This is a genomic window from Comamonas sp. C11, assembly GCF_024496285.1.
Taxonomy (GTDB): Bacteria; Pseudomonadota; Gammaproteobacteria; order Burkholderiales; family Burkholderiaceae_C; genus Comamonas; species Comamonas testosteroni_F.
This window is the reverse complement of sequence record NZ_CP101743.1, coordinates 145,149-165,245: the sequence shown is the minus strand read 5'-3', so window position 1 is coordinate 165,245 and position 20,097 is coordinate 145,149. Positions and strand designations below refer to the sequence as shown.

The 20,097-nt window shown below is 64.1% G+C and carries 15 protein-coding genes and 1 pseudogene; 9 read left to right on the top strand and 7 right to left on the bottom strand.

The window, feature by feature from the left end:
- The first annotated feature begins 217 nt into the window (after positions 1-217).
- Positions 218-967: a response regulator gene (locus tag NOX35_RS00725; RefSeq protein WP_371878509.1), complete on the top strand. Its 750-nt coding sequence runs from the start codon at positions 218-220 to the stop codon at positions 965-967.
- Positions 952-2,124 (top strand): cell wall metabolism sensor histidine kinase WalK, encoded by a 1,173-nt coding sequence (locus NOX35_RS00720; RefSeq protein ID WP_256495392.1) that lies wholly within the window; start codon positions 952-954, stop codon positions 2,122-2,124. Before NOX35_RS00725 ends, NOX35_RS00720 begins: the two co-directional genes overlap by 16 nt.
- Here the strand turns inward: NOX35_RS00720 and NOX35_RS00715 are convergent.
- Positions 2,099-3,655 (bottom strand): DUF3482 domain-containing protein, encoded by a 1,557-nt coding sequence (locus tag NOX35_RS00715; protein WP_256495391.1) that lies wholly within the window; start codon positions 3,653-3,655, stop codon positions 2,099-2,101. The two genes, NOX35_RS00720 and NOX35_RS00715, sit on opposite strands and share 26 nt — an antisense overlap.
- A gap of 2 nt (positions 3,656-3,657) precedes the next feature.
- On the bottom strand, positions 3,658-5,106 hold the full coding sequence (locus tag NOX35_RS00710; protein ID WP_256495390.1) for a DUF2868 domain-containing protein: 1,449 nt from the start codon (positions 5,104-5,106) through the stop codon (positions 3,658-3,660).
- A 186-nt stretch (positions 5,107-5,292) separates the two neighbouring features.
- Between NOX35_RS00710 and trpB the strand changes: the two genes are divergently transcribed.
- Both trpB and NOX35_RS00700 read left to right on the top strand, forming a co-directional pair.
- On the top strand, positions 5,293-6,495 hold the full coding sequence (gene trpB / locus NOX35_RS00705) for a tryptophan synthase subunit beta (protein ID WP_182285236.1): 1,203 nt from the start codon (positions 5,293-5,295) through the stop codon (positions 6,493-6,495).
- A 71-nt stretch (positions 6,496-6,566) separates the two neighbouring features.
- A complete protein-coding gene (locus tag NOX35_RS00700; RefSeq protein WP_182285235.1) occupies positions 6,567-6,803 on the top strand; it encodes a hypothetical protein in 237 nt (78 codons plus the stop codon).
- 3 nt (positions 6,804-6,806) lie between these two features.
- On the opposite strand, the gene NOX35_RS00695 is transcribed toward NOX35_RS00700, so the two are convergent.
- Positions 6,807-8,963, bottom strand: a complete 2,157-nt coding sequence (locus NOX35_RS00695) for a molybdopterin cofactor-binding domain-containing protein (protein WP_182285234.1) — start codon at positions 8,961-8,963, stop codon at positions 6,807-6,809.
- 13 nt (positions 8,964-8,976) lie between these two features.
- Positions 8,977-9,420, bottom strand: coding sequence for a (2Fe-2S)-binding protein (locus NOX35_RS00690; RefSeq protein WP_371878535.1), 444 nt, complete (start codon positions 9,418-9,420; stop codon positions 8,977-8,979).
- Between the two features lie 453 nt (positions 9,421-9,873).
- On the opposite strand from NOX35_RS00690, the pseudogene NOX35_RS28740 reads away from it, so the two are divergent.
- Together NOX35_RS28740 and NOX35_RS00680 are read left to right on the top strand one after the other, a co-directional pair.
- A pseudogene (locus NOX35_RS28740) lies at positions 9,874-10,059 on the top strand (DUF3224 domain-containing protein); the annotation flags it as partial.
- 178 nt (positions 10,060-10,237) lie between these two features.
- Positions 10,238-11,614: a glycerophosphodiester phosphodiesterase family protein gene (locus NOX35_RS00680; RefSeq protein WP_256495389.1), complete on the top strand. Its 1,377-nt coding sequence runs from the start codon at positions 10,238-10,240 to the stop codon at positions 11,612-11,614.
- A 103-nt stretch (positions 11,615-11,717) separates the two neighbouring features.
- Here NOX35_RS00680 and NOX35_RS00675 read toward each other — a convergent pair whose 3' ends face one another.
- Together NOX35_RS00675 and NOX35_RS00670 are read right to left on the bottom strand one after the other, a co-directional pair.
- A complete protein-coding gene (locus NOX35_RS00675) occupies positions 11,718-12,038 on the bottom strand; it encodes a hypothetical protein (RefSeq protein ID WP_003071883.1) in 321 nt (106 codons plus the stop codon).
- 26 nt (positions 12,039-12,064) lie between these two features.
- On the bottom strand, positions 12,065-13,297 hold the full coding sequence (locus tag NOX35_RS00670) for an ammonium transporter (RefSeq protein ID WP_256495387.1): 1,233 nt from the start codon (positions 13,295-13,297) through the stop codon (positions 12,065-12,067).
- A 209-nt stretch (positions 13,298-13,506) separates the two neighbouring features.
- Between NOX35_RS00670 and cls the strand changes: the two genes are divergently transcribed.
- The 3 genes from cls to NOX35_RS00655 all read left to right on the top strand — a co-directional run bounded on the left by cls (position 13,507) and on the right by NOX35_RS00655 (position 17,239).
- Entirely contained in the window at positions 13,507-14,952 is a 1,446-nt protein-coding gene (cls, locus tag NOX35_RS00665; protein ID WP_182285230.1) for a cardiolipin synthase, read from the top strand.
- Between the two features lie 245 nt (positions 14,953-15,197).
- Positions 15,198-16,538: a C4-dicarboxylate transporter DctA gene (locus NOX35_RS00660; protein WP_256496870.1), complete on the top strand. Its 1,341-nt coding sequence runs from the start codon at positions 15,198-15,200 to the stop codon at positions 16,536-16,538.
- An 8-nt stretch (positions 16,539-16,546) separates the two neighbouring features.
- Positions 16,547-17,239, top strand: coding sequence for a GntR family transcriptional regulator (locus tag NOX35_RS00655; RefSeq protein ID WP_182285229.1), 693 nt, complete (start codon positions 16,547-16,549; stop codon positions 17,237-17,239).
- A 74-nt stretch (positions 17,240-17,313) separates the two neighbouring features.
- On the opposite strand, the gene metH is transcribed toward NOX35_RS00655, so the two are convergent.
- The gene (gene metH / locus NOX35_RS00650; protein ID WP_256495386.1) at positions 17,314-20,073 is read right to left on the bottom strand and encodes a methionine synthase; all 2,760 of its coding nucleotides are present in this window, start codon (positions 20,071-20,073) and stop codon (positions 17,314-17,316) included.
- Positions 20,074-20,097: the final 24 nt, after the last annotated feature.

Here is a 20,097-nt window from a genome sequence, read left to right as displayed (position 1 = left end):
GGGAGGGAAATATCACAGCGCAGTTGGCTCAAGCTTTAGGTTGTACCCCGGGAACCTGCAGAAAGCAGAAACAGCTTTCCATCCTCTCCATTGAACGGCAGCAAGCTTTCGCCAGATTGCAGGGTTTATGTAGGAATTATGGAGAGCCGTCGCCATTCGGCTATTGCAGCGGCAACGCACATAATGTGCAGATAACAAGTTTCAGGGAGTCCAGCAGATGCATGACTTTGCTGCACACAAAACCATGACTACTTTTGCTCAACCTGCTTCCACGCCCATGGTGCTTGTCGTCGAAGACGAACCCGGAATTGCGGGCATTCTCAGTGCCTATCTGGAGCGCGACGGCCTGCGCATCCGCATGGCGCAAGACGGCGAGGAAGCCCTGCAGAGCTTTCGCCAACTGCGCCCGGACCTGGTGCTGCTAGACATTCATCTGCCCAAGGTCGATGGCGTTGATGTGCTGCGCATGATTCGCAATGACAGCGATGTCCCCGTCATCATGGTGACGGCCCTGGCAGACGATGTGGACAAGCTGCTGGCACTGCGCCTGGGAGCTGACGACTATGTGGTCAAGCCTTTCAACCCTCCCGAGGTGGTGGCCCGGGTGCGTGCCGTGCTGCGCCGCACCCAGGCCAAGCCTGCGCCGGTAGCCGCCCCCATACGCGTCGGCCCCATAGAAATCGACGTGGAAGCCCACAGCGCAGCCGTCTATGACGATGCGGGCCAGGCCGTGCCTCTGGCACTGACGCTCACGGAATTCCGTCTGCTGGCATGCCTGGCGGCCCAGCCACGCCGCTGCTTCTCACGTGCCTACCTGATTGAGAACTGCCTGCCGGAAAGCGATGCGCTGGAGCGGGTGATCGACTCCCATCTCTCCAAACTGCGCCGCAAGCTGCAACTGGCCGGCCAGGACGGACTGATCGAGACCGTGCGCGGTATTGGCTATCGTCTATGGCCCTGGGACTGAACCGCATCTGGGTCCGCTTTGGTCTGTGGATCACGGCGGCCGTGCTGCTGGCCATTGCCTCCCTGGCGATTGGCGTGCTTGCGTTTTCCGAGCTGCAGTACCGCGAGTTCTACCGCCACCTGCCAGGCTCCGTCAGAACCGAGCTGGAAGCGCTGAAGTCCCAGGACCTGGAGGACAGCCCCAGAGCCTTGCAGATCTACTCCGAGTACTGGGAAGGCGACCGCCTGTTTGGCGAGAAATGGTCGCTGGTCATCGGCCTGACTGTCAGCCTGCCTTTCGGCATGGCCGTGGGCTTCTGGATTTCGCGACGCATCACCAGTCCGCTGGCCTCCATGGTGGAAGTGGCTGCGCGCGTGGAGCGTGGCGATCTGGCCTCCAGAGCCGTCAAGGGCAACGCCCATGGCGAGATGGCCGAGATGATCGATGCCTTCAACGGCATGGTCGATTCGCTGGAGACGCTGGAAGCAGAGCGCCTGGCCACGGCCGCCTCCATCTCCCATGAGCTGCGCACCCCCTTGACGGTGTTGCAGGCTCGCCTGCACGCGATCTGCGACGGCGTCATCGACTCCAGCCAGGCCGAGATGAAGACGCTGCTGGCCCAGGTCGAGCATCTGGGCCGGCTGGTCGGCGATCTGCACACCCTGTCCATGGCCGATGCAGGACAACTGTCCCTGCGCAAGGAACGCATAGACCTTGCCGCACTGGTCGGCGATGTCGTCGAGGACTTGCACCCGCAGCTGCAAAAGCTGGACATGGCGCTGTCACTGGATCTGCCCATGCAGGACGGCGATGGCAGCACCGACATCAAAGCCGACGTCGATCGCTTGCGCCAGATCACCACCAACCTGATCGGCAACGTGTTGCGTCATGCCAGCAGCGGCCACTGGCTGAGCATCAGAGTGCATACGACCTCCGACCACCAGAACCAGTCATGGGTGACCCTGGAAGTGGGCGATGCGGGGCCCGGCCTTGCCGACGAAGTTCAGGCCCACCCCTTCCAGCGCTTTGCCCAGACTCCCGGCAAGCGCCGCCGGGAAGGCTCGGGTCTGGGCCTGTCCATCGTCAAGGCACTGGTGACTTCACAGGGCGGGACCGTCAGCGCCGGCGTGTCCGAGCGTGGCGGTGCCCTGTTTACGGTGCGCTTTCCCCGTCTCTGACACCGGACTCTGCGTTCAGCCCCGGATAGAGATCGGCCATGATCTGCTGCAGGCTTTGCGAGAGCAGCTCCATCATGGCGACTCTGTGCGCATCGGCAGCCGCCCCTGCGGCATGTGCTTCGCGCAGCTGCGCCCAGAGCGCCGCCCATTGCGCAGCATATGTCTGCACCGTGCCCTGGGTCAGCTCGCTCCATTGACGGGGCGCAGCAGGGCTGGTGTAGCGACCGCGACCACGGCCGAAATGCGAGATCAGCAGGTACTTGAGCAATACCTGACTCGCTGCGACGTTCAGATAATCGGTCGAAAGCTGAAAGCTCTGCTGCTCCTGGTCGAACATCTTGTTCGCTCCCCAGGCCGCTCCCCCAAAGGTTATCGCCCCCAACAGCGCCCCCACCAGGGCACCGGCACCCAGCGTCAAGCCTCCTGCCATCAGATCGGCCCCCAGTCCTGTGGCCGCACCGGCAGTCAACGCCCCCCACAAGCTGGCCGCCTGCGCATCCACAGGCGTGGTGATCTGAAGCTGGCTGCGCAATTGCTCCTGAATCTGACTGGCCGCCTGACCGTCGAGTCCATGAATCTCGAGCAAGCGCTGGGTGGCCTGCACATCGGCCTGACGCAAAGCCTGCATCAGCCGCTGAACGGCTGCCTTGGCTTGCGCTCCGAGCCGCTCTTCATCCTCTGCCGATTTGCCCAGCTTGGCGGTGAGTTGGCTCAGGCTTTTCCAGGCACGCGCCAGCAGCTTGCCTTGCTCGGGATCGAGCTTTTCATGCAGACCTGCCGCAGCCAGCAACTGATCTGCCATGACCGCCAGGCTCGCCTGTTCTCGCTGCTGCTGCAGCAAAGCTCGCTGTTCCAGCAGGCGCTGATAGGCAGACTGTTTGGAGCTAGGCAACAATGGCGCAATGCTCTGCATCATCTTGCGTTCATGCCACCAGCTGCGCGTGAAGGCGTCCAGCACCAGCACATCGCGCACCACGCTTTGAAAGCTTTGCGTCGCCTGCTGCCAGCGCCGCAAATCTTCCTGTGTCTGCTCTGCGGTGGTGTCGCTGCCGATCTGGTTGAGAAGCACGATGACCGGCTTGTTCATCCAGGCCAGGATGTTCATCTCGGCGCTCCAGTAGCCTGCATCGGCCGGGTCTTCTGCCGCGTTGACGAGATAGAGCATCACATCCGCATGATCGCGCGCAGCAAGCAAGGCACGCTGGCTCAGGTAAAAAGGCCTGTCGCGCCAACGATCCCAGACATTGCTGAGAAACCAGCCCAGCGGATTGCCCTGCTGCCGCAGGCGCTCATAAAGCCGCACGGAGTCGCCGAAACCCGGTGTATCCCAGAGCCACAGCTCATCGCCCTGCTGCGTTTTCTGAAGCAGATAGCGCTGTGACTGCGTGGTCACATGGGCTGCGTCGTCAATCTCGCCGACATCGTCGGCCATCAGCGTACGGGTCAGCGTGGTCTTGCCGATATTGGTGTGCGACAGCAGACACCACTGAATGCTGCTGTCACTCAGAGCCAGCTCATTGTTCTCACTCATCATCACACTCCTGCGCCGGGCACCAGGGTCGCGTTCAGGCCCGCGCCGCGCACAAATTCCCGCCACAGCTGCTCGCGCTCCTGCACTCGCGCCGGGGCACCGCTGTTGCGCGCACGAAAATCCGCCGCCCATAGCCACACATCGGTCTGCGCGCCCCAGCGGTTCAATGCCTGCGCCAGCAGCACGCCATGAATTTCCGCCTCCGGCGTGGCAGCCAGATTGAGCAGCAGCACCTGCTGTGCATCAACAGCCGAAGCGTCCGGCAAGGGCGAGCCATAGGCCAGCACAGGCAGCAGCTCAAGCTGCGCACCAGCGCCGTAGCTCTGCGCCACATGGTTGCGCAGAGCGGCCTCGCGCTCGGGCGTGATGTCCAGGCTGTAGGGCTGCACCAGCAGCGCCGTGGCGCGTCCCGCCCAGTCACGCTGCAGCTTCTGGAAATAAGGCTGCTGCAGCGGCAAGGCCAGATGCTCGCTCAACCACCAGACCCTGGCACCTTGCCACAGCGCCAGAAGCAGGCGCGGCGCCACCACCATCAATCCCAGCAGCCAGCTGTAGAGCTGCACCCAGCGCGGCCCCGCATCTGCGGCATCACCGGCCGACCAACCCTGCAACGCCTGGATCTGCGCCAGACCCCACGGCGCCAGGCCCAGCAGATGCTGCACCGGAGCAAACAGCAGGTTCAAACAGGTCTGCACGGCAGACGGCGAGAGAAAAGTGCTCTCCCAGCCCACTTGATAAGCCTTGGTGAGCCCGGTGATCCATAGCGATGCCAGCGCTCCCAGCGCCAGCATGGCAGCTCCCAGATGCAGACACATGAGCCATTGCGCATGGCGCGGTCTCTGGTTGACCTGCCACCAGTTGCGCTCGAAGTTCAGCGCCATCTTGCGCAGCCCCGTGCCGCGCGAAACACTCCACTTCTTCATCTGCAGCTTTTGCAGCCAGCCGCCGGGTGCTGCCACGGGCTGCTGCAGCGCAGCGTCCTGACCTGTCTCAGGCACCAGCGGTTCAATCACTGCTTGCCTGCGCCGAACAAGACCGCGCAGCCAGGACAGCAGCAACAGCACATAGACCAGCAGATTCCACAGCACGATGCCGATCAGTGAGGCCGAGAGCAGATCCACACGATGCGGGTCCGTGATCGCATGACCCGCAAAGCCCAGCGCAAATGCCGCTGCCATCACGGCCAGCACCATCCAGCGCGAAATACCGGCGCGCTGCCGGGCCATCACCCGTATGTCGGCAGGCAGCTGCGCTGCGGCGATCACGCGTTGTGCCCGCTCCAGCAGAAAACTCTCGAACGCTGCACGACCGCCACCCTTGGTCTTGCCCTGGGCGTGCAGGCACTCCTGCGTGATGGCAGTGCAACGCTCGGCCGTGGGCAGCGCCTCGTGTGGAGCTGCGGTTTCCAGAGCATGGGCAAAGACAATGTCGCGGGCTGAGCTGGCTTTCATGTTGCTATTGTGTTTCAGAGCAGGGGCAGGTTGCCGCCAATATCAAAACAATAGCTGTCAGCGCTTTCATCTTGAGGGCTGCGTTCATTTCTGTACTGATTCCATCCGGACTTGCCTGCAAGCGCCTTGAGCCCGCCGTGTGCTATGAATGCAGCTTCGCTGCACCACACACCAAGGAGACAAGCCATGACCCAGAACCCCCAGGCCATGCCCGATGCGCAAGGCTTCTTCGGCCCCTACGGCGGCCAGCTCGTACCGCCCGAGCTCAAGCAATGCATGGACGAGATTGCCGCTGCCTATGAAGAGATCGTCAAACGCCAGGATTTCCAGGACGAGCTGGCCGCACTGTTTGCCGACTATGTGGGCCGACCCAGCCCCATCTTTCACGCCCGGCGCCTGTCCGATCAACTGGGCGGCGCGCAGATCCATCTCAAGCGCGAGGATCTGAATCACACGGGTGCCCACAAGATCAACCACTGCCTGGGCGAGGCGCTGCTGGCCAAGTTCATGGGCAAGAAAAAAGTCATCGCCGAAACCGGCGCCGGCCAGCATGGCGTGGCCCTGGCCACGGCCTGTGCGCTGGTGGGCATTCCCTGCGAGATTCACATGGGTCAGGTGGATATCGAGAAGGAACACCCCAACGTCACCAAGATGCGCATTCTGGGCTGCAATCTGGTGCCCGTCACGCGCGGCGCAGCCACGCTGAAGGAGGCCGTGGACAGCGCCTTCGAGGTCTATCTGCAAGACCCCGTCAACACCATTTACGCGATTGGCTCGGTGGTCGGCCCACACCCATTTCCCATGATGGTGCGGGACTTCCAGTCCATCGTCGGCCGTGAGGCACGCGAGCAGTTCCAGGCCCGGCACGGCAAGCTGCCCGACCATGTGGCAGCCTGCGTGGGCGGAGGCAGCAATGCCATGGGCATCTTCACGGCCTTCCTGGATGACGCGTCCGTGCATCTGGTGGGCGTGGAGCCTGCCGGTGAGGGCGTGGATAAGCCCGGCCGCCATGCCGCCACGCTGTCGGTTGGCAAGCCCGGCGAGATTCACGGCATGAAGTGCTATGTGCTGGAGAACGCCGACGGCACGCCCGCCGCCGTACACAGCATTGCCTCGGGCCTGGACTACCCCGGCGTGGGCCCGCAGCACAGCTATCTCAAGGATACAGGGCGCGTGGACTACCAGTCCGTGGACGACAAGGAATGCCTGAATGCCTTCATGACGCTGTCGCGTGTGGAGGGCATCATCCCGGCTCTGGAAAGTGCGCACGCCGTGGCCTGGGCCATGCGGGTGGCGCCCACGCTGCCCAAGGAGCAGCACATCCTCGTCAACCTCTCGGGCCGCGGCGACAAGGATGCCGACTACGTGGCCCGGGTGCTCGGCCTGTAAGCCCCTGCTGGCTTTGCCAGCACATAGCCACGGCGCAGCAGCAAACGCAGCCGCTCGCCCGTGGCGGCAAAATGGCTATCCGCATTGACGATGGCCAACATTTTTACGATTTCGAATCTGCTACGCCCTGGGGTATTCCGCTGCTCCCACGCACCTGGAACACAAAGGAATACACCATGCCAGCCCCTCGGGAATTGACCTTGGCTGCATCATGCCTGGCCCTCGGCGGCTGCGCCTATCGCTGGGACGGCACGCAGTGGCTGATCGTCAGCCACCACTCGTCGCTGATGCCGGAACACCGGCAATAACGCTCAGGCCAGCGTATAGCCATGGCGCGACAGCGGCAGCGAACGCAGCCGCTCGCCCGTGGCGGCAAACAGCGCATTGGCCAGCGCTGGCGCCAGCGGCGGCACGCCCGACTCGCCCACACCGCCGATCTTGGCGCCGCTCTCGATCAGCTCGGTCTCTATCGGCGGCGTCTGCGCCAGGTGCAGCATCGGGTAATCGTGGAAGTTGGACTGCAGCACCTTGCCCTGCTCGATGCTGATCTCGCCAAAGGCGGCGGCAGCGAGGCCCCAGATGGTGGCGCCCTCCAGCTGACGCTGCACCGTGGCCGGGTTGATGACGGTGCCGCAATCCACCACGCAGACCACGCGGTGGATGGTGATGCGCTTGTCTTTCACCGACAGTTCCACCGCCGTGCCGCAGATCGAGCCCCAGGCCTCGGACAGCGCCAGACCCAGGTGGCGGTCCCCACCCGATGGCGAAGGCGCCTGCCCCCAGCCCGCGCGGCTCGCCAGGCGCCGCAGCAGCCCGGCATGGCGGGGCTGGTCTTTCAGCAGCGCGAGGCGGAAGTCCAGCGGATTGCGCCTGGCCTGATGGGCCAGCTCGTCGATGAAGCTTTCGAAGAAAAAGCAGTTCTGCGTGTAGCCCACGCCGCGCCAGAAGCCCGCCGGTATCGCGCTGTTGACCATGGCATAGCGCACGCCGAAATGTGGCAGCGCATAGGGCACATCGACCACACCCTCCACCGATTTCGGGTCAACGCCGTTCTTCACCCGGTCGGGGAAGTTGCGGATGTAGATCGACGAGCAGGCCAGCCGGGCCTCCAGCGCCTGCACGCTGCCGCCCTCGCCCAGCACGGCCGCGAAGCGCGCAGCGGCTGCCGGGCGGTAGAAGTCTTGCTGGATGTCCTCCTCGCGCGACCAGATCAGCTTGACCGGGCGCCTGGCCGCCTGCGAGGCCAGCGCAGCCTGGATAAAGACGTCGAACTCCTCGCGCCGCCCGAAGCCCCCACCCACGAAGGTGGAGTGCACCGCGATGCGCTCGGCCGGCAGGCCCAGGTGCGGTGCCAGGCGCTCGGCAATCTCGCCGCAGACCTGCGTGGGGCCCCAGATCTCCGCACGGTCGGCGCGCACGTCGGCGGTGGCGTTGATCGGCTCCAGGGTCGCGTGGGCCAGGTACGGCACCTCGTACTCTGCTTCCACGCGCTGTGCAGCCTCGCGCAGCGCGGCCTCGGGGTCGCCTGTGCGCTTCGCCACGGTATCGGTCTGCGCCGCTGCGCCGCGCAGCTGGGCCAGCATGGCCTTGCTGTCCACCAGCGGGCCCTCGGGCAGTTGCCAGTCGAGCTGCAGCCTGGCCAGCCCCTGTCTGGCCGGCCAGTAGCTCTCGCCCAGCACGGCCACGGCGCTGCCAGCCAGCGGCACCACCTTGTGCACGCCCTTCACCGCCAGCGCGGGCTTGTCGTCGAAGGGCTTGAGCCTGCCTCCGCGCACCGGGCAGGCGGCCACGGTGCCGATGAGCATGCCGCCCACCTTCACATCCACACCGAAGACCGCGCTGCCATTGGTCTTGAGCGGAATGTCCAGCCGCTGCACCGGCTGGCCGATGAGCCGCCACTCGGGCCGGGCCTTGAGCACGATCCTGGCCACATCGGGCCGCGGCAGTTGCGCCGCCTTGGGCGCCAGCTCGCCATAGCCCAGGCTGCGGCCGCTGGCAGCGTGCAGCACGCGGCCTCGCACGGCGGTGCATCCGGCCGCATCCACCCGCCACTCGCGCGCGGCGGCCTCCACCAGCATCAGGCGCGCTGCCGCGCCTATGCGGCGCAGCGGCTCGAAAGACCAGCGCGACGAGGTGCTGCTGGCCGTGGCCTGCACCTTGAACATGCGGTTGGCATACACCGGGTCGGTCGGCGCGATCTGCGCGCGCACCTGCCGCCAGTCACACTCCAGCTCCTCGGCGATCAGCATCGGCGCCGAGGTGTACACGCCCTGCCCGATCTCGGCCGAGGGCACCATGATGGTGACGGTGCCATCGGGCGCGATGCGCAGCCAGGCGTTGATGTCATCCGGGTCGCGGGCCGGCTGGCCCTTGGCGGCAGCAATCGGCAGCTTGAAGCCCAGCACCAGGCTGGCCGCCGCGCCGCCGGCCTTGAGGAAGTCGCGGCGATCCACTTGCAATGCTTGCATGATGGCGCCCTCCTCAAGCCTTGGCGGCACGCAAAATGGCGTGCTCCACCCGCGGATAGGTGCCGCAGCGGCACACATTGGTCATCGCCTCGGCGATCTCCGCCTTGGTGGGCTGGGGCTTATCCTTGAGCAGCGCGGCCGCGGCCATGAGCATGCCCGACTGGCAGTAGCCGCACTGCGGCACCTGCTCGGCAATCCAGGCCTGCTGCAACGGGTGCGTGTTGTCGCTGGAAAGCCCTTCGATGGTGGTGATGCGGGCCTTGGCCACGACCGACACCGGTGTGATGCACGAGCGCACGGCCTTGCCATCCACATGCACCGTGCAGGCGCCGCACAGGCCCGCTCCGCAGCCGAACTTGGTGCCGGTGAAACCCAGGTAATCCCTCAGAACCCACAGCAACGGCGTGTCCGCCGCCACATCCAGACGGCGCGAGCGCCCATTTACGTTCAAGGTAATCATGCAATCCTCGACGGATTGAGGGAGCGTTTGCCGCTCTCCTAGTGGGGCGCCTCGCATTGAACACCAATGAAGCACACGCCACGCAATTTAGGATGGCGGCGCCAATCTGTCAAAACCGGGAAATAACCCAGACCCGGATCGCCGTATTGCTGTTACTTGGAGTTTTGATGAATACTGCATAAATTAACAGTATTCATCATGCTCCACCATTCCGCCACCTCCACTGCCGCGCAAGCCCACGCACGGCGGCCGCCATCGGTAGCCGCCGCCGTGTGGCCAGACGCTGGCATGGCATAGTCGCGGTCCAGTGCCATCCCCACGGGCTGGGCGGCGCTCGACCAGGCCTATGGCCTGCAACCCGAGGCCCACGAGTGGATCGCGCTGCCCGCGCAGTTTCATGCGCGGCTGGAGCTGGTGCATCGCGCTTTTTTATGCCTCAGGAGCCCAGACATGCCAAAGATCACCGGATTCTTTGAAGTACAGCTACGCCCGCTGGCCACCCATGCACAGGACAGCGACGGCATCGGCCTCGGCCGCATGTCCATCGACAAGCAATTCCACGGCGGGCTGCAGACCGTCAGCCAGGGCGAGATGCTCAGCGCCGGCACACCGGTGAAGGACTCTGCCGGCTATGTGGCCAAGGAGCAGCACATCCTCGTCAACCTCTCGGGCCGCGGCGACAAGAATGCCGATTGCGTCGCCAGGAAGCTGGGGCTGTATCGGCCGCAGCCCTGTGCTTCGGAGCTGAACACGCTCTGAGGGCACGGTCACACAACCGTCATCAACAACCGCAAGCATGAGGCGATCTCCATCCATGCCTGAAACCATGTCCCATACCCGCCACCCCGTCTTTGCTCTGACCTTGCTTGCCGCCCTTGCCCTGAGTGCCTGTGGCGGTGGAGACGGTCCGACGCCGGCACCTGCGCCGCAGTTTCTGACGCTGGACGGCAAGCAGCCCCAGGTCATCGCCCACCGCGGCTATTCGGGGCTGTACCCCGAGCAGACACAGATGGCGTATGAGAAAGCCATCGATGCCGGTGCCGACATGATCGAGCTGGACATGCACCTGAGCCGCGACTGCCAGCTGGTGGCACGCCACAACGCCTGGCTCAGCGACAGCACCAATATCGCCGAGGTCGCCAAGATCAATGCCTATGTGGCGGGCCGCAAGCGCAACACGCCCGGCGTGCTGGTCAACGTGAAGTACCCGGCCATTGCCGCCAACGGCCCCGCGCAGTACCTGAGCGACCGCATCGACCCGAACAATCAGAAGTCGGTGCTGCAGGCTCTGGTGGTCGATGGCGAGGACCACACCGGCGACTGGTCCATCTCGGACTTCACCCTGCATGAGCTGCGCACGCTGTTTGGCGGCACCACGCTGGACAACCGGGCCGATCGCCCCAGCGAATGGAATGGCAGGCTGCCACTGATCAGCGCACAGGATGTGATCGATATCGCACTCGCCAAGGGCAAGGCGGCAGGCCGCACGATTGCCGTCTACGCCGAGACCAAGAACCCTTACTGGAACAACCAGCAGGCCATTGCCAACAGCTGCGGAACGGGTGACCACCCCTTCGAAGACGCCGTGATGGCGCTGCTGGACAGGAACAATCTCAACCGCAAGGAAGCGCCCATCTACATCCAGAGCTTCGACCCCGACAGCCTGAAGTATCTGCGCAAGGCGGGCATGCAGGCCAAGGGGGTGCAGCTGATCGATGGCAACGACTACAACTTCAAGGATGGCTCCGTAGGCTATATCACCGCCGACGAATGGACCTTCATCAGCGGCCGCCCCTATAGCTGGACGCTGGCCGGCGATGCGCGCACCTTCGCGGTCATGCAGACGCCGGCAGGCCTGGCCGAGATCAAGACCTATGCCGACGGCATCGGTCCCTGGAAGCCCCAGGTGCTGGCCCATTCCGTCGTTCCCTACAAGGACGGCGCAGGCCTCAAGGACGTCAACACGCTCAAGGACACCGGCCTGATCGCCAATGCGCACAAGGCCGGCCTGGTGGTGCACAGCTTTACCTTCCGCAGCGAGGCCAGCCGGCTCGCAGGCATCTTCAAGGGCGACCCGCTGCAGGAATACCTGGCTTACTACCGCCTGGGCATTGACGGCGTGTTCACCGACTTCACGGCCGATGGCGTGAAGGCCCGCGATGCCTATATTGCCGAGCTGAAAAAGCAATAGGCCTGGCTCGTTGCCGGCACAGCCTGCTGCAGCGGACTGCCACGGATCGCAGGCATTGTGATCCGTGGCACCAAGCCGTACCGCCCTCGGTTCGGCTTGTGCCTCAGCGCAGCCCGCCGATATAGCGTGCCGAGGTGCGCAGTATCTCGGCGGCCTTGGTGGTGACCGAGCTATCGCTCTGTGCGGTCTCGGCAGGCGCTGCATGCCGGGGCTTGTCGCCGCTCCAGCTGTCCTGCAGACGTCGGGCCAGGCGCGCCAGCTCCTCGTCCTGTTGCTCTCTCGCGTGCTCCAGCGCAAAAGCCACCATGGCCTGTGCATAGGCCTGGTTGCAGGCCATCCATTCGGTATCGGTCACCCGGCCCGTCTTGCGGCGCAACACCACATGCAGATGTGCGGCCACCGCCACTCGCTCGCTGTCCTCCATACACCGCTCCTGTCTTTGATGGATCACTAGTGCTGACGCTCCAGATGCAGGCTGATATCCAGGCCTTCCATTTCCTGCACGGCATCCACCCGCAACGGCATCAGCAGACGGATCAGCACCAGCACCCCGGCCGTGGCCGCGGCGCTGTAGGCAGCCACGGCTGCCACCGCAATCAGCTGATTCAGCACCGTGGCACTCGTACCCGCGATCAGAGGGTCGGCAAACACCGCCGTGAGGATGGAGCCGGCAATGCCGCCCACGCCATGCACGCCGAAGACATCGAGCGAGTCGTCGGCCCCCAGCCGGCGCTTGAGCCAGGTTGCGCCCCAGAAGCAGACAGCGCCCGCAATCAGGCCTATCCACACCGCACTGCCCACCTGCACGAAACCGGCGGCAGGAGTGATGGCCACCAGTCCACCCACCATGCCCGAGAGCAGGCCCAGCAAGGTCGGAGCGCCGCGCACCAGCCACTCCACCACCATCCATGCCAGCCCCGCAGCCGAGGCCGCCACCAGCGTGACCACAAAGGCCAGCGCTGCACGACCGTCGGCGGACAGGGCCGATCCGGCGTTGAAGCCGAACCAGCCGAACAGCAGCAGCGCAGTGCCCATGGCCGTCCAGCCCAGGCTGTGCGGCTCGAAAGGCTCGGTGCCATAGCCACGCCTGCGCCCCATCATGAAGGCACAGACCAGTGCCGCCACACCTGCGTTCACATGCACCACGGCACCGCCGGCAAAGTCCAGCGCGCCCAGCTGGTTCAGCCAGCCACCGCTCTCCCACACCCAGTGCGCCACCGGGGCATAGACGAGAACGCTCCACAGCGCGGCAAACACCAGCAGGGCCGCAAAGCGCATGCGCTCGACCACGGCCCCCACGATCAGCGAGGTGGTGATGATGGCGAATGCAGCCTGGAACAGAGCATAGGCCGCTTCGGGCAGATGCGGCGCCAGATGGCTGACCGAGATCACGCTGCGCCGGCCATCAAAGTGCAGTGAGGCGAACCAGGCGCGTCCCAGATTGCCGAGCCAGGGAGACTCGGCGGTAAACGCGAGCGAGTAGCCCAGGCCGAACCAAGTCAGGGTCACCACACAGGCCACAGCGAACACGGCCACCATGGTGTTGACCACATTCTTGCGACGTACCAGCCCCGCATAGAACAGGGAGATACCCGGCAAGGTCATCAGCAAGACCAGCGCCGACGCGACCATGACCCAACCGGTATCTGCCTTGTCGATGGCAGTCAATGGCACCATTTCCATGCACTCCCCCCTGCTTGTTTGCTTTGACAAGAAAAGGAAGCAGGTTCCATGCCAGTGCCATGCCGATGCTCTGCCGCTACACTAATGATAGCAATCCGCACTTTTTCATCAAAGAGTTCGAGCTCATTGCATATGAATCAGGGCTTGCAGCTTGTGCTTGGGGCAGAGCCCGTTATGCTCGACAAGGTCCATCGTTGCTGCACTGATTCATGACCTGGCTGCTGCTGACTCTTCATGTGTTGCTGATTGCCGGCTTCGGCCTGCGCATCCTGCTGCGCAGAGACATGCGGCCCGATGTGCGACTGGCCTGGCTCATGGTCATCGTGCTGCTGCCCTATGTGAGCTGCCTGCTGTACTACCTGTTTGGCGAGGTGGCCCTGGGCCGCGTGCCCGGCCGCAGAAGACTCAATGTGCGCGAGTTCTGCCAGTCCCGCAGCGGCGCCGCGACCGATGCCGGCCGCAGCCCGCAGGCACTTCCGACCATGGCCGATCAATGGCTGCCGGCCTTCCGCTATGCCTCGTCCATCAATGGCTTTGCGCCGCTGCCCGGCCACAGGGCCGAGCTGATGCGCGATGGTGCACATGCCCGTTCGCAGATGCTCGCCGATATGGATGCCGCGCGCCACGATATCAACGTGCTGTACTACATCTGGCTGGACGACGGCACCGGCACCGATGTGGCCCATGCCCTGATGCGTGCCGCACAGCGCGGCGTGACCTGCCGTGCCATGGTCGACGGACTGGGATCGCGCGCACTGACGCGCTCGCCACTGTGGCAGCAGATGCGGCAGGCCGGCGTACATCTGGCGATTGCCCTTCCCATCAGCAATCTGCTCAAGGTCATGCTGACCAGCCGCATAGACCTGCGCAACCACCGCAAGATCACGCTCATAGACGGCAGGATCAACTATTGCGGCAGCCAGAACTGCGCCGACGAAGGCTTTCACATCAAGGCTCGCTATGCCCCCTGGGTGGACATCATGCTGCGCCTGCAGGGACCTGTGGTCATGCAGATGCAGCAGGCCTTTGCCAGCGACTGGGCGCAGTCCGATGCGAGCTTTGCACCACCGGCAATCGAGGCCGAGGCCCGCACTGCCGCTGACGACGGCTTCCATGCCGTTGCGATTGCCGAAGGGCCGACGGAAAGAGCACGCTCAACACCCCAGCTGGTTGCCAGCCTGCTGGCCTGCGCGCAGCGCGAGGTCGTGATCTCCACCCCCTACTTCGTGCCCGACAGCACGGTGCTAGATGCCTTGTGCGCCGCCGCGCTGCGCCAGGTGAAGGTCACGCTGATCCTGCCCGCCCGCAATGACTCATGGATCGTCGGCGCCGTCAGCCGCAGCCATTACTGGCGGCTGCTGAGCGCTGGCGTCCATATCCACGAATTCCGCCCCGGCCTGCTGCATGCCAAGACCCTGTGCCTGGACGGCTCGGTCAGCCTGATCGGCTCCACGAATCTGGATCTGCGCAGCTTTGACCTGAACTTCGAAAACAATGTATTGCTGCACGACGAAGCCACCACCCAGGCTATCCGGCAGCGCCAGCAAAGCTATCTCAGCGAATCCGATGTGGTGACGCTGGCACAGGTGCATTCGGCTCCCTGGTGGAAGCGCATCTGGGACAACCTGCTGGGCGCGCTGAGCCCGCTGCTGTAAGCGCCATGCCCTGGCTTTGGGCATGCCCAAAGCCCACGCACCACGTGCGTGCACGCCGGCGGCCCCTCTCGCACCAAGGCGGAACGCCCTTTTATTTCATACGTGAAAGTCAGGGCTGATCCTCCCCTGATTTACACAAATCTGCAGGAATACCCTCTGCTGGCACGCCTTTCGCTTGCCTACATTCTTGTATGCAAGTTGCAGTCAACTTGCATACAAGATTCCACAACTTGCGAAAGACGACTATGCGCCGCTTTGTCAGATCATTGTTCGGACAGGTGGTGATCGCACTCATACTGGGTGTGCTCGCCGGACTACTGGCCCCTGAATGGGCCGTGAAACTCAAACCCCTGGGCGATGGCTTCATCAAGCTCATCAAGATGATCATCCCCATACTGGTGTTCTGCGTGGTCGTGCACGGCATTGCCGGCGCGGGCGACCTCAAGCGCGTAGGCCGCGTGGGCGTCAAGGCCCTGATCTATTTCGAGGTGCTGACCACCATCGCATTGGGCATGGGCCTGGTGCTGGCCTTTGTCTTCGAGCCTGGCGTGGGCATGAACGTGGACACCAGCAAGCTCGACGCCTCGGCCATGGCGGCCTATGCCAGCAATGCCGACAAGCTGACCAGCGGCGGCACGGTGGACTTCCTGATGAAGCTCATTCCCACCACCGTGGTGGAAGCATTCGCCAAGGGCGACGTCCTGCAGGTGCTGCTGTTCGCCGTGCTGTTCGGCTGCGCGCTGACCATGCTGGGTGAGCGCGGCAAGCCCGTTTCCGAGCTGGTGGACACCTTGTCCATGGCCCTGTTCAAGGTCATGGGCATCATCATCAAGCTGGCACCGCTGGGCGTGCTGGGCGCCATCTCCTTCACCGTGGGTCAGTACGGCATAGGCTCGCTCAAGCAGCTGGGCATGCTGGTGGCGCTGTTCTACGTCTCGGTACTGCTCTTCGTGTTCGTGGTGCTGGGCCTGGTGATGCGCCTGTCGGGCTTCAGTCTGATCAAGCTGCTGCGCTATCTGCGTGAGGAACTGACCATCGTCTTTGCGACCACCTCCTCCGACAGCGTGCTGCCCCAGATCATGGCCAAGCTGCGCAACATGGGTGTGCGCGACTCCACCGTGGGCCTGGTGATTCCCACCGGCTACTCCTTCAACCTGGACGCATTCTCCATCTACATCACGCTGGCAGCGGTCTTCATCGCCCAGGCCACCAACACCCCCATCAGCATGTCCGACCTGCTGACCATTCTGGCCATCGCGCTGGTGACCTCCAAGGGTGCGCACGGCGTGCCGGGCTCGGCCATCGTGGTGCTGGCCGCCACCCTGCATGCCATCCCCGCCATCCCTGCGATCGGCCTGGTGCTGGTGCTGTCGGTGGACTGGTTCATGGGCATTGCACGCGCTCTGGGCAATCTGATCGGCAACTGCGTGGCCACCGTGGCCATCGCCGCCTGGGAAGGCGACATCGACCGCGAGCGTGCCCATGCGGTACTTGACGGCAAGGCCGAGCCACTGACCGAAGAAGAAGACCATGCATCTGCTATCGTGCCGCCTGTCGTAGTCCCCATCCCTCACTCCAGCCACTGAACCAAGCAATGACTCCTGCCTCTCCACAGCACATCGCGGAACGCGTCGTCGAAGCCATCCTGGCCCAGAAACTGGCACCCGGCGAACGACTGGGAGAGCAGGAGCTGGCCAACAACTTCGACGTCAGCCGCACCGTGGTGCGCGAAGCGCTGATGCAGCTGCAGGCCCGGGGCTTTGTCCAGGTCCAGGCCCGCAGGGGCTGGTACGTGGTCCAGCCCTCGGCTGCCGAGGCCATGGACGCGTTCTCTGCCCGGCGGATCATCGAGACCGGCATATTGCAGGAGGCCGGCAAGCCGCTGCAGCGCGTCATCACCAGGCTGCGCCGCCATATCGCCCAGGAGCAGAAAGCCATCGCCGGGGCGGACAACGCCACGCGTTCCTTCCTGCTTGCAGATTTCCATGTCTGCCTGGCCGAACAGATGGGTCACCGGCTGCTGGCCGACACGCTGCGCGATCTGACGGCGCGCACCACCCTGGCTGCCACGCTCTATCAGTCCACGCACAGTGCCAGCCAGTCCTGCGCCGAGCACGAGCGCATCGTGGCCGCCCTGGAACGCGGCGACACCGAGGGTGCCAAGGCGCTGCTGCTGGAACATATAGGCATGGTGGAGCGCTCGCTGGAAATCCGTGCGACCGGGACCGAGGAGCCCGGCGACCGGCTGCGTGCCACGCTGGCGCCCGTGCTCAAGCAGCGCCTCTGAGCGACGTGCTCCAAACCAAAAAGCCAGGGTCGACCCTGGCTTTTTCATTTGCGAAGTACGAGCTTGAAGCTGGTTCAGCCCAGATTCGGCGCCAGATAGCGGCGCAGCTCCTCGATATCCATACCACGTCGCTGAGCCATATCAGCGAGCTGGTCTTCGCCGATCTGGCCCACGTTGAAGTAGCTGGCCTCGGGGTTTCCGATATAGAAGCCGCTCACGCTGGATGCCGGGTTCATGGCCAGGCTCTCGGTCAGCGTCATGCCGATCTCATCGGCCTGCAGCGCCTTGAACAGCTCGATCTTGGCCGTGTGATCGGGGCAGGCAGGATAGCCGGGCGCAGGACGGATGCCCTTGTAGGCTTCCTTGATGAGTTCCTCGTTGCTCAGGTTCTCGTCTTCGGCATAGCCCCACAGATCCTTGCGCACGCGCTGGTGCAGGCATTCGGCAAAGGCTTCGGCCAGTCGGTCGGCCAGGGCCTTGAACATGATGCCGCTGTAGTCGTCCAGCGCGGCTTCGAATTCCTTGTCCTTCTTTTCGGCGCCGATGCCGGCGGTCACGGCAAACAGGCCGGCATAGTCGGCAATGCCCGACTCCCTGCTGGCCACAAAATCGGCCAGGCAGCGGCTGGGGCGCATCACGGGCCGGCCATCCGGGCCGCCCACGGCCTGCTTCTCGGTCTGCTGGCGCATGCCGTACCAGGTGGTCAGCACCTGGCTGCGCGACTCGTCGGTGTAGAACACGATGTCGTCGCCCACGCGATTGGCCGGGAACAGGCCCATCACGCCATTGGCCTGCAGCCAGCGGCCGTCGATGATTTTCTGCAGCATCAGCTTGGCATCGGCCAGCACCTTGCGCGCCTCCACGCCCACGACCTCATCGTCGAGGATGGCTGGGTACGGCCCCGCCAGATCCCAGGTCTGGAAGAACGGGCCCCAGTCGATGTACTGGGCAATTTCGGCCAGGTCGAAGTTCTTGAACACACGGCGGCCCAGGCTGCGCGGCACCACGGGGGCGTGGCTCACCACGGCGGCATTGGCACGGGCCTGCTCCAGCGTCCACAGCGGCGTCTTCTTCTTGTTGGCATGCTGGGTGCGCACCTTGTCGTAGTCGGCGCTCAGCTCGTCCAGATAGGCCTGCTTGCCTTCGCCCAGCAGGCTCTGCGCCACGCTGACCGAGCGCGAGGCATCGGGCACATAGACCACGGGGCCGTCGTACTTGGGCGCAATCTTCACGGCCGTATGCACGCGCGAGCAGGTCGCACCGCCGATCAGCAACGGAATCTTCTTGATGCGGAAGTAGTCGTCCTTGTCCATCTCGCCGGCCACATACTGCATCTCCTCGAGACTCGGAGTGATCAGGCCCGACAGGCCGATGATGTCCGCGCCCTCGGCCTTGGCCCTGGCCAGGATCTCGTGGCAAGGCACCATCACGCCCATGTTGATGACTTCGAAGTTGTTGCACTGCAGGACCACGGTGACGATGTTCTTGCCGATGTCGTGCACGTCGCCCTTGACGGTGGCGATGACGATCTTGCCCTTGCTGGTCACGTCCAGGCCCGCCGCTTCCTGCTGGCGCTTCTCTTCCTCGATATAGGGCACCAGGTGGGCCACGGCCTGCTTCATCACGCGCGCGGACTTGACCACCTGGGGCAGGAACATCTTGCCGGCACCGAACAGGTCGCCGACGATATTCATGCCGTCCATGAGCGGGCCTTCGATCACGTGCAGCGGGCGGCCGCCGCCCTGCACCACGATCTGCTGGTAGGCCTCTTCGGTGTCTTCGGTGATGAAGTCGGTGATGCCGTGCACCAGGGCGTGCGACAGACGCTCGCCAACCGTCTTCGGTGCCTCGGCCGTGCCGCGCCACTCGAGCTTCTTGCTGTCGTCCTTGGCCGCACCCTTGGCGCTGTCGGCGATCTCCAGCAGACGCTCGGCCGCATCGGGGCGGCGGTTGAGCACCACATCCTCCACGCGTTCGCGCAGCTGGGGCTCCAGGTCGTCATACACACCGACCATGCCGGCATTGACGATGCCCATGTCCATGCCTGCCCCGATCGCGTGATAGAGGAACACGGTGTGGATGGCCTCGCGCACGGGGTCGTTGCCGCGGAAGGAGAAGCTCACGTTGGAGACGCCGCCCGAGACCTTGGCACCGGGCAGGTTCTGCTTGATCCAGCGTACGGCCTCGATGAAATCGACGCCGTAGTTGTTGTGCTCTTCGATGCCGGTGGCCACGGCAAAGATGTTGGGGTCGAAGATGATGTCCTCGGGCGGGAAGCCCACTTCATCGACCAGAATGCGGTAGGCGCGTTCGCAGATCTCGATCTTTCGCGCAAAGGTGTCGGCCTGGCCTTTTTCGTCAAACGCCATCACCACGGCGGCCGCGCCATAGCGCTTGACCAGCTTGGCGTGCTTCTTGAACTCCTCGACGCCCTCTTTCATGGAGATCGAATTGACGATGCCCTTGCCCTGCAGGCAGCGCAGGCCGGCTTCGATCACGTCCCACTTGGAGCTGTCCACCATCACCGGAACCTTGGCGATATCGGGCTCGGAGGCAATCAGGTTCAGAAAGCGCACCATGGCGGCCTTGCTGTCCAGCATGGCCTCATCCATGTTCACATCGATCACCTGGGCGCCGTTTTCCACCTGCTGGCGCGCCACGGCCAGCGCTTCTTCATACTGTTCGTTGAGGATCAGACGCGCAAAGGCCTTGGAGCCGGTGACGTTGGTGCGCTCGCCCACGTTGACGAACAGCGTCTCATCGCCGATGAAGACGGGCTCCAGGCCCGACAGACGCATGGGAGGAATGACAGTGGAAGGGGTAGCAGCGGACATCAGCTCACCTGTGTGAAAACCAGA